The sequence below is a fragment of the Thermoanaerobaculia bacterium genome (assembly GCA_035593605.1).
In the GTDB taxonomy this organism is placed as follows: Bacteria; Acidobacteriota; Thermoanaerobaculia; order UBA2201; family DAOSWS01; genus DAOSWS01.
Map to the genome: position 1 here is coordinate 18,317 of DAOSWS010000040.1, position 10,188 is coordinate 28,504.

7 protein-coding genes and 2 rRNA genes are annotated in these 10,188 nt (G+C 50.9%); 5 read left to right on the plus strand and 4 right to left on the minus strand.

The genetic code is table 11. The features are described from left to right. Positions 1–3 precede the first annotated feature (3 nt). The 5 genes from PLD04_14340 (at position 4) to PLD04_14360 (ending at position 5,049) form a co-directional block, all read left to right on the plus strand. The gene (locus tag PLD04_14340; GenBank protein ID HXK69507.1) at positions 4–696 is read left to right on the plus strand and encodes a response regulator; all 693 of its coding nucleotides are present in this window, start codon (positions 4–6) and stop codon (positions 694–696) included. After that, positions 680–2,911 carry a HEAT repeat domain-containing protein gene (locus PLD04_14345; protein HXK69508.1) on the plus strand — a complete coding sequence of 744 codons (2,232 nt, stop codon included), beginning with the start codon at positions 680–682 and terminating at the stop codon, positions 2,909–2,911. The genes PLD04_14340 and PLD04_14345 overlap by 17 nt, the downstream gene beginning before the upstream one ends. Beyond that, positions 2,895–3,728 carry a protein-glutamate O-methyltransferase CheR gene (locus tag PLD04_14350; protein ID HXK69509.1) on the plus strand — a complete coding sequence of 278 codons (834 nt, stop codon included), beginning with the start codon at positions 2,895–2,897 and terminating at the stop codon, positions 3,726–3,728. Before PLD04_14345 ends, PLD04_14350 begins: the two co-directional genes overlap by 17 nt. Next, positions 3,725–4,747 (plus strand): chemotaxis response regulator protein-glutamate methylesterase, encoded by a 1,023-nt coding sequence (locus tag PLD04_14355; GenBank protein ID HXK69510.1) that lies wholly within the window; start codon positions 3,725–3,727, stop codon positions 4,745–4,747. Before PLD04_14350 ends, PLD04_14355 begins: the two co-directional genes overlap by 4 nt. Positions 4,748–4,842: 95 nt before the next feature. After that, positions 4,843–5,049, plus strand: a complete 207-nt coding sequence (locus tag PLD04_14360; protein HXK69511.1) for a DUF2892 domain-containing protein — start codon at positions 4,843–4,845, stop codon at positions 5,047–5,049. 7 nt (positions 5,050–5,056) lie between these two features. On the opposite strand, the gene PLD04_14365 is transcribed toward PLD04_14360, so the two are convergent. From PLD04_14365 to PLD04_14380, 4 genes are all read right to left on the minus strand, one after another. Continuing rightward, positions 5,057–6,499: a hypothetical protein gene (locus PLD04_14365; protein ID HXK69512.1), complete on the minus strand. Its 1,443-nt coding sequence runs from the start codon at positions 6,497–6,499 to the stop codon at positions 5,057–5,059. 97 nt (positions 6,500–6,596) lie between these two features. Further along, positions 6,597–7,232 carry a hypothetical protein gene (locus tag PLD04_14370; protein HXK69513.1) on the minus strand — a complete coding sequence of 212 codons (636 nt, stop codon included), beginning with the start codon at positions 7,230–7,232 and terminating at the stop codon, positions 6,597–6,599. Positions 7,233–7,335: 103 nt separating this feature from the next. Continuing rightward, positions 7,336–7,452, minus strand: a 5S ribosomal RNA gene (rrf, locus tag PLD04_14375). A gap of 114 nt (positions 7,453–7,566) precedes the next feature. Next, a 23S ribosomal RNA gene (locus PLD04_14380) occupies positions 7,567–10,188 on the minus strand; the annotation flags it as partial.

Below are 10,188 nucleotides of genomic sequence, written 5' to 3' on the forward strand. Positions count from 1 at the left end.
AAGATGGAACGAGACCTGTTAAAGCGAGAGGTTCTCGTCAGCTGCCCCCATTGCAGTGCGCGCTGGAAAATTACACCAAAGGCTCCCAAAGCCCATAAAGCCGTTCTTGCCGATGCGAAACGTCCCTTTCGGGAAAATCTGGCGAGAACACTGACATCCATGGGATTTGAGATCACCCTTGTGGAAGATGGAGAGAAGCTCATCGAGACACTGCGTTCGAAACCTGACCTTGTGATCGCTAACGTCTTCCTCCCGGGAAAGCTGGGCGTGGAAGCCTGTGAATGGATGAAGGCTCAACCGGATCTTCACTACATTCCCTTCATTCTTATTGGTTCTCTCTTCAGGGTTGAGCGGTACAGACGGCCCGCCAACAGCCTTTATGGCGCAGATGATTACATCGAGGAGGGAATCCCAAATGATGAATTCCGGGGCATCGTACATCGGCTGACCGGCTTTGGCGTATCGGGGCATGGCGCCGTTCAATCCCCACTGGAAGAACATTTACGACGAAAAGTAAGAATTCATCTTGACACGATGACGGGAGGAGATAGAATTCAGGGCCCCATGGGTCCAAGGATCAAGGAACTCGTTTCAGCAATAATCAAGGACTCCCCGAATACTGACCCTGCTCTTGTCGAGAAGATCGCCGGAGAATATCTAACCGGCATGGAAGGTGATCATGACCGAGATCAATAACCTGATCCAATCCAAGGAATCCGACGACCGCCTGAAAGCGGTTACCCTGCTGAAGGACGTTCCACTGCAGGAATCGAAGGGCGCCCTGGCTACTCTTCTGGGGGATCCAGACTGGAGAATTCGAAAGGCGACAGCAGAGGCAATCTTAGGGTACGACGATGACGAAGTGATCGAGATTCTCATTCAATCCCTCTATGATGAAGCCAATGCCGGAAAACGAAACATTGCCATGGAAACCCTTCACAGACTGGGATCCAGAGCCTTAAATCCTATCCTCCTTGAGCTGAACAAAACAAAGGAATATGACGTCAGACTTTCCCTTGTAACCCTCCTGGGAGACATCAAGAGCGACCAGGCCTATGATCATCTCATCTATATTCTTCAGACAGAAAAAGATATCAACATTCTTTCCGCCGCAGTAAGCTCCCTTGGACATTACCGGAAATTTGACAGCATCCCTCACTTTCTTCGATGTCTGCGAAAGGACAATCCCTGGCTGCAGTTTCACTGCATTGAGGCTTTGGGCCAGATTGGAGCACCGGAAGCACTTCAGTCGATCATTCCCTACTATGAGAAACCCGGCCTTCAGAAATCGGTCCTCGATGCACTGGGGCAGATTGCCCATATCTCGTCCGTACCGTTCCTGATCAAGATTATTCGCACGGAACGGCCTCTGAATCTGTCCGCCGTCCGTGCTCTTATGCAGATCTACCATGCTCCCCTTCCTGTTATTCTCAAACGGTCCTATGTCCAGTTCATTATTAAGAAGGTCAGGGAAAACTTTCCTTCAGAGGTAGTGAACGATCTTCTTGTTGTCGTAAAATCGACCCCCAAAGAGGATGTTCGCCGCGATCTTCTGAAACTCATCGGATGGAGTCAGTGCGTCGAAGGGCTCCCCCTTCTTTCCGAGTTCAGCCGCCAGCCTGACTATGCCGACACTGTCACTCAGGCTCTGATCGACTTTGGGCCCAAAGCCTGGGAGGTTGTTTCTTCCATGCTCGATCCCCTGGAAGACGAGGAACTTATCGTCGCAGCCCTGCACATCGTAGAAACATGGAAAGACGACCGGGCTCTGGGACATATTCTCCGTCTGCTTGATCATGAATCGGACCGGATCGTCCAACAGGCCCTGGAAGTCTTAAGTATTTGGAAACGTAGTGATTACATTCCCTACCTCCTTTCAACCCTCAGCCACGAATCCCAGGGAGTCCAGGGTGCGGCGGTTCGCGTTGTCGTTTCCATGGGTCAGGCCAATGCAACCACCAAGGATTCGATTCTGTCCTACGTGAAAAACCTGCTGAACAGCGATGATATCAATTTGCGGATTCATGCACTCAATATCTATGTTCAGCTGGAAGGAAAGGGGTTCCAGGATTTCCTTCTGACGGCTGTCGGACATGAAAATGCGGTAATTCGTCAGAATGCGGTTCAGCTCATGAAACGGTACGATGACCCGAGGTTCCGACAGATTACCCTGGCCTGTCTTGCGGATGAGAATCCTCTGGTCCGTCTCGAAGCCATCGAAACACTGGGAGAAAATCTCGAAGAAAAGGCATTCCCGGCTCTGCTTTCAGCCCTGGAGGATCCGGACATCTGGATTCGATCTACCGCAGCGAAAGTAATTGGACGGTTTGAAAATCCAAAATCACTGAATCCACTGATCCGCCACCTTGCCACCGATCCTCCTCCTGTCAAGGTTGCCGTTCTGGATGCACTGGGCCACATTCGTGATTCCAGATCCATCACGGCCATAACGCAGCAGCTCGGGAATCCGGACCAGGAGGTTCAACGCGCCGCTCTTCTTGCTCTGGGCAACATCAATTCACCTGAATCCAAGACCACTCTTAAAAAGTACTTGAAAAACGATGACTGGAGATTGCGGGCTACAGCCGTTCAGGCACTGAGTGCCACCATGGATGAAGCCTTTCTCACGGAACTCCACTCCATCCTGCGCGGGGATGAAGATAACTTTGTCAAGGAGGCGGCCCTTCAGGGAATTGGAGGATTTCACAAAAAAGAATCCTTTCCTCACCTTTTCTGGGCGATGAATCAGGTAGAGCTTGTGGATGAGGCATGCAGAATTCTTATCCAGTACGGGAAGATCTATCTGGATCAGCTTCAACAGGCCTGGCAGAATTGTGACAAGAGGCAGGAAGAGATCATTTCTATCATCCTGGAAAACATTCGGACTACAGGCGATGGCGCTAAGCAATAACCAGCAGATTCTGACCGACGACCTCTTCCGGCTCTTTCGCGATTATATTCACGAAAAGTGCGGAATCTTTTTTAAGGAGAACAATAAGTATCTCCTTGAGCGTCGCCTGGAATCCCGCATGAAGGAATTGAATTTTTCGACTCTCAACCAGTACTACTACTATTTGATGTACGATCCGCGATCTCTTCAGGAGCAGGATAGTCTTTTCGATGCAATTACAACCAATGAGACCTATTTTTTTCGGGAAGAGCGGCAGCTGAAAGCCTTTCTCCATGAGATCGTTCCAGAAACCCTGGCGCAAAAGAAATCCATTCGTATATGGAGCGCCGGTTGTTCCTCCGGAGAGGAACCCTATACCATTGCCATCCTTCTCCATGAGGCAGGGTTTTACGACAGGGCAAAAATTGACATCTATGGATCCGATATTTCCCAGGAGGCTCTGAAAAAAGCAAGAAAGGGCATCTACCGGGAGATCAGCTTTCGAAACACTCAGCCTCAGTACAGGGATCGTTACTTTGTTCCGCAGGAAAACGGAACGTACCGCATCTGTGACATGATCAAGGAGAAGGTCAGTTTTGGACGCCTGAACCTCATGGATACCACGCGTGTCAGTCTGCTCGGCTACCTGGATGTAATTTTCTGCCGAAATGTTATTATTTACTTTGATGAAGTCGCGAAGCGGAAAGTCATTGAAATGATGCACGATCGGCTGACCCCGTCGGGCTACCTTCTTCTGGGCCATTCCGAATCCCTGATTTCCATTACAACAAAGTTCAAGTTGAAGCATTTACGATATGATCTGGTGTACCAGAAATGATCCGCGTTCTGGTTGTTGATGACTCCGCGTATAACCGCATGGCCCTCACGCGGATGCTTTCTCAGCATCCGGAAATCGAGGTCATCGACACTGCCAGAAACGGCGAAGATGCCCTGAAAAAGATACACAACGCCAAACCCGATGTCATCACGCTCGACCTGGAAATGCCGGTCATGGATGGTTTCTCCGTCCTTCGCTGGCTTCAGCAGAACCAGCCGACTCCCGTCATCGTGGTCTCTGCACGTGCCTCCGATGCCAACGTTTTTAAAGCTCTGGAACTGGGTGCAGTGGACTTTATCGCCAAACCGACAGGAAAGGCATCGCCTACGCTCCAGGTCATCGCTACAGATCTTATCGCCAAGGTCAAAGCCGCATCCCGGGCCGAACTCAAGAACGCGCCTCCCCCCCGAACTCCCCAACCTGTATCGGAAGAAAAGGCTGAACGGAAAGCTGGGGATTATGACTGCATGGTCATTGGAGCTTCCACAGGGGGACCCGCGGCCATTCAATCCATTATTTCAGCTCTTCCTCAGCTTTCCATACCCATCGTGGTTGCTCAGCATATGCCTCCCATCTTTACCCAGCTCTTTGCGGAACGAATGGATCGGATTGCCAAGATGACCGTCGTGGAAGCCAAGGATGGTCAGGTGGCAGAACCCGGTGTTGTCTATATCTCTCCCGGAGGGTCCCACATCTCTATTGCGCGGAGAGGTTCGGACTTTCACCTGCACATTCTCCCCCGAATGATCGATGATTTATATGCACCTTCCGTGGATGTTCTTTTTCGATCCGCCGCCAAAGCCTGCGGAGGCCGGATTCTGGCCGTCCTTCTCACGGGAATGGGATCCGACGGTGCGCAGGGATTGAAAATCATCCTTGATCAGGGCGGAACCACCCTGGTTGAATCCGAGCAGTCCGCAGTAGTCTTCGGGATGCCCGGCGAAGCCGTCCGCCTGGGTGCCGCCCAGCGCATTCTTCCTCTCTGGGAAATCCCCGGGGAGATCATCAAGATTCTCTAAATATTTCTGCGATCAAGCTGGAATAGGACCTTTTCACGTTCTGTTTTCATAGGGATGTTGTCCCTTTGGACAAATTTTTAATTGGGAGTTGCACCATGAAAACGAACGTAGGCGGAATCGATCGCGCTGTGCGCATTCTTATCGGAGTAACCATACTGACTCTCGGGTTTGTTCTGAAAACCTGGCTTGGACTTATCGGGCTCGTTCCACTGATGACCGGTCTCATTTCCTGGTGTCCGGCCTATATGCCCCTGGGACTATCTACCCGTTCAAAGAAACGATCTAATCCTAACGGATGGTAAGGCAAACCTACCGGTCTGATGACGACTGTCTGAGAAGCCGTAAGGGATCCTTCACCTGCAGGGGAAGAGTACATGCGTTTTCCTCTCCCTGATGCAGCGAAAGATCGGTAAACCCCAGAGATGTAAACTCATCCCTGTAAACCAGTGCCAGTGCCTCGGTCATGGGCGCGGATGGGGGAAAAACGATCCCGATATGGGTATTCATCCTTCCGTGAACATAGACATCGGCTTCAACGTTGCGTTCACTGAAACGGTCGCGAAGCTTTGTGACAAAGTCCTGTCTCCTGATGCTTTCAGAACTGTTTTCATCATCGAAAAGACGACTGCATTCTTCACGATTTTCCCTCCATTCCGCAACCAGGATAGCGGAGCCATCGGAGATTTCCACGCATCCGGATCCTGCTAATCCTTCTCCCTTTGTACCGATCCACCAGCGTACAGCATCCGACTGTACGGAGGGATCGAACGAAGCCAGGATTTCACAGGGAGCTCCTCTTATTTGTCTACCCACCGACCTGACCGGAAACTCAGCCTTGAACTTTCCCTGGTATACCGGCACCTGGTAGATCCTCTTCGAAGCCTTGTATTTCGCAGGAAACCGCGAAAGGTTGGTCGACAGCGTAACCATGGCTCCGTCAGGAAGATCGGTGACACCTTCCACCCGGAGAAAGTCCATGTCGTTTTGGACAGACGTAATGCCAAGGTGACCAAAGGTCAGAGGAGTGAGATAATCCCCGATCCTTCCAGAACGGAGAAATTCCGTTGGAAGGTTGAACCGGCTCGTATGGACATCGAAGAATCCCCTGACGCCCTGCGCCGTCGAAACCACGACCCGAACCGGGTACCGTTCGTCCCATCCCGGAATTACGTCAACAACCCTGACCGGTGTATCTTTCCCGATGAAGAAAGAGAAAGGTTCGCCCGTTTCCGGATTGAGTACTTGGAGATCATTTACATTCAGGATAAAGAGGTTGCCGATCCACCGCGATCGAGCTTCTTCGACATCAAGAATTCTCGCGACTCCGGGAAGATGAATGGCAGCTCGATCCATCATGACCGGTGATCCGAGATTCAATGGAGGATAGATGAAGGATGAGAAATACTCACCCGTATCTTCCATCCGGATAATAAAGAGAAATCGGGTTCCGAGATCTCTGGCTTCTTCAACAAAACCGATTCGACCGGCAAGAGTCGAATATTCAACCGACGGAGAACCTTCTGGCAGCCCCTGTTTACCTAGACCGAAACCTGAGAATCCATCCCATCTTCTCTTTCCATAGGGTGCGTCATGGAGAAAAATAATCCTCTCTCCTTGAAGGTCCGCATGCGTTACAGGCGAATAGGCGTCGATGGGTTCAGCAGATTGAAGCAAGGTTGAAAAGAGGAACTGAAGACCCAGCCAGACAGCCAGCATAAATATTGATATGACCCGAATGGATAGTCGCAACATTCCTCCCTCCTGCCATTTGTTACAACCCCGATGTTGCGTCATTCTATTTCCAAAGAGATGCAACGCCAGGTCGGGACTATCCTTCCTGACATTTGGATCAGGAGGAAGACGCTCTGGTTTGAATCGTCAGACCATCAAGAAATTCCTTCATCACAGCTTCATATTCCCGGAAAAGATTCTTTCCCGTAAAGGTCAGAACCTGAAGAGAACCTTCGGGACCCGTCCAGTAGTACCCATAGTAAACAAAGGGAATTCCCTGAATGACGCCGGAGAATTGCATGGCGAGAATTTCAACGCCGTTGACCACTCGCTTTTCATCCAGCATAACCGTAACATCCTCTCCTACGGAGCGTGCGTTTTCCAGTGCGACTTCCTTCAGCGTTTCCAGGGGGATTTCAAGCCTTTCCGCGATGACCATGGCGTACACATCCCCCTCTTTTTGCTCAAAAAAGAACTCAGACGGTGGATCAGGTTTGGGCTCCAGTTTCCAGGAAGCCTTTTCATAAGCGATTTTATAGAAACCATGACGCCCCGTGACCTCACTGTCCGCCCCGGGCGGGACACTGGAGGTTGAAAGGGAAACACCTTTTGTCTCCGGTTGGAACACCCAGGTTCCGTCTGATTTCAAAAGAACCTTTCGGCCGTCCTCGGTTGTAGCATGAATGGTCTTCTGGGCATAGATACCCGTGGAGAAAATAGCCATCAATATCATACAAAGAAAGCACTTCTTCATTGGTTCCTCCCGGTGTTGTTTGATTCTGATTGTACCATTCATTTGAACGTAATGAGCAAAAATAAAAACCCCCGTCAGTTTCCTGACGGGGGCAACGTTTACTTCCCGGCGGCGTCCTACTTTCCCATGCAGTCACCCGCACAGTAGCATCGGCCCTGGAGGGCTTAACTGCCGTGTTCGAGATGGGAACGGGTGTGGCCCCTCCGGTAAAACCACCGAGAAAATATATATTGAATTGGGCCCGTTGAGCAAGTCCTGGATACATAGATAAATATGGCTAAGTCTTTCGGTCGATTAGTACGGGTAAGCTTCTTTACATCAAGATCATTGTTTACCGAAGCAAACGCCGATCGATCCGTAAAGGTCCAAAGGACCAGCCGTTACCGACTTTACACATCCCGCCTATCAACCTGGTGATCTACCAGGGACCTTATTCTGGCCGAAGCCAGAGGGATACCTAATCTTGGGGGGGGCTTCCCGCTTAGATGCCTTCAGCGGTTATCCTTTCCGGACACAGCTACCCAGCGCTGCACCTGGCGGCACAACTGGTACACTGGAGGTCCGTCCATCCCGGTCCTCTCGTACTAGGGACAGCTCCCCTCAAGTATCCTACGCCCGCAGCAGATAGGGACCGAACTGTCTCGCGACGTTCTAAACCCAGCTCACGTACCGCTTTAATCGGCGAACAGCCGAACCCTTGGGACCTACTTCAGCCCCAGGATGCGATGAGCCGACATCGAGGTGCCAAACCTGGTCGTCGATATGGGCTCTCGGACCAGATCAGCCTGTTATCCCCGGAGTACCTTTTATCCTTTGAGCGACGACCCTTCCATCCGGAATCGCCGGATCACTAAGCCCGTCTTTCGACTCTGCTCGACCCGTCGGTCTCGCAGTCAAGCTCCCTTCTGCCTTTACACTCGGCGCCTGGTTTCCAATCAGGCTGAGGGAACCTTTGGGAGCCTCCGTTACATTTTTGGAGGCGACCGCCCCAGTCAAACTACCCGCCTGACAGTGTTCCCGACCCTGATTCAAGGGCCCGGGTTAGAATTTCAGTACGATAAGGGTGGTATCTCACCGGTGACTCCACCCTGACTGACGTCAGAGCTTCATAGTCTCCCACCTATCCTGCACATACCGCACCAAAATACAGTGCCAGGGTATAGTTAAGGTTCACGGGGTCTTTCCGTCTAGCTGCGGGTACCCGGTGTCTTCACCGGGACCTCAGTTTCGCTGAGCCCCTCGCCGAGACAGCGCCCAGATCGTTACGCCATTCGTGCAGGTCGGAACTTACCCGACAAGGAATTTCGCTACCTTAGGACCGTTCTCATTGTTACTCCGCTAAAGGAGGCCAGGTCGTTTCCGCCTGGCTCTACATGTCGCCATGTAGTTCGGACTGTATCATCTGCTACTCGACGGTATTTTCGAGTGCAGTCCGGCGTTCAGTCTCTGAGGATTCATTTGATGAAAATGCCCGTAAAATTTCCTTTTCAGAAAATTTACGCTTTCCACCGTCGTTCATATCGCGACGAATCGAGAGAAGTTTCTTCATCCCGTCAAGAATCACATGCTCCTGATTATCAATAAGTTGAACAATATTGATAAATTTCGAAAAATCTCGTTTCTTTTTCGCACTTAAGAATCTGAAGTGCTTAAAGAAAGGTATGACATTCTGCTTGATGGCGTTCAGGTTATTTACTTCAAAGTAAACAACTCCATCCCGCCTCTCGCGCAATGTACCGCACTGAAGATATCTCTTGTAAAGGGATAGAATAACTCTATCTTTATGGGAGATATGAAAACAGGCCGAGACCTTCCAGGGCATACGATTGTCTTTCCGTTTCCTGAAAGAGATGTTGAAGCTTCCCTCACCATCCGCGAAACCGGCAAGATAATAGCCGATGTGCGGTGGAATGTTTTTCGGAATTAGCATTTTCCCTCCTGTCTTTCCTGCTGATTGTCCGCACTTCTCACATTGTCACTGTCCCTTTGAACGCGCAAAGCGTTTCATGGGACGAGTAGTGGAAGATTCTCGGAGTTTCCAGCATTTAGCCAGATTTATTTACGTAACTACAACGGTCAACCTATAGTTACGGCCGCCGTTTACCGGGGCTTCGGTTCAAAGCTTCTCCCGAAGGATAACCTTTTCCCTTAACCTTCCGGCACCGGGCAGGCGTCAGACCCTATACGTCGTTTTCGACTTAGCAGAGCCCTATGTTTTTATTAAACAGTCGCCTGGGCCACTTCTCTGCGACCCTCCTGAGCTTTAGAGGGCAAGCCTCCTAACCCTGAAGGGTGCACCTTCTCCCGAAGTTACGGTGCTATTTTGCCGAGTTCCTTAGCGAGGGATCACTCACGCGCCTGTGGATACTCTCCTCACCCACCTGTGTCGGTTTACGGTACGGTCACACTTAAGCTGAAGCTTAGAGGTTTTTCTAGGCAGCATGGAATTAGCGACTTTGCGGGCAAAAGCCCTCGTACTCACGCCTCAGGGTTGAATGAGAGAACGGATTTGCCTATTCTCTCCCCCTACACGTTTGACCCGGGACGTCCAACACCCGGTACGCCTATCCTTCTGCGTTACCCCATCGCACTTAAGAGTGGTGCAGGAATATTAACCTGCTTCCCATCAGCTACGCCTTTCGGCCTCGCCTAAGGGACCGACTAACCCTGGGAAGACGAACTTTACCCAGGAAACCTTGGGTTTTCGGCGACACGGATTCTCACCGTGTTTATCGTTACTCGTGCCGGCAGAGTCACTTCTCTAAAGTCCACCAGATTTCACAATCTGACTTCGACCCTTAGAGAACGCTCCCCTACCACCATTAAGAACCGAGGTTCCTAATGATTCGCAGCTTCGGTATGTGACTTAAGCCCCGTTACATTTTCGGCGCAGAGGCGCTTGACCAGTGAGCTATTACGCTTTCTTTAAAGGATGGCTGCTTCTAAGCCAACCTCC

What these genes read in the sequence shown, in the direction of transcription:
- PLD04_14350 (HXK69509.1), top strand. Translation starts at nt 2,895, where the DNA reads ATGGCGCTAAGCAATAACCAGCAGATTCTGACCGACGACCTCTTCCGG.
- PLD04_14345 (HXK69508.1), top strand. Translation starts at nt 680, where the DNA reads ATGACCGAGATCAATAACCTGATCCAATCCAAGGAATCCGACGACCGC.
- PLD04_14365 (HXK69512.1), bottom strand. Translation starts at nt 6,499, where the DNA reads ATGTTGCGACTATCCATTCGGGTCATATCAATATTTATGCTGGCTGTC.
- PLD04_14355 (HXK69510.1), top strand. Translation starts at nt 3,725, where the DNA reads ATGATCCGCGTTCTGGTTGTTGATGACTCCGCGTATAACCGCATGGCC.
- PLD04_14340 (HXK69507.1), top strand. Translation starts at nt 4, where the DNA reads ATGGAACGAGACCTGTTAAAGCGAGAGGTTCTCGTCAGCTGCCCCCAT.
- PLD04_14370 (HXK69513.1), bottom strand. Translation starts at nt 7,232, where the DNA reads ATGAAGAAGTGCTTTCTTTGTATGATATTGATGGCTATTTTCTCCACG.
- PLD04_14360 (HXK69511.1), top strand. Translation starts at nt 4,843, where the DNA reads ATGAAAACGAACGTAGGCGGAATCGATCGCGCTGTGCGCATTCTTATC.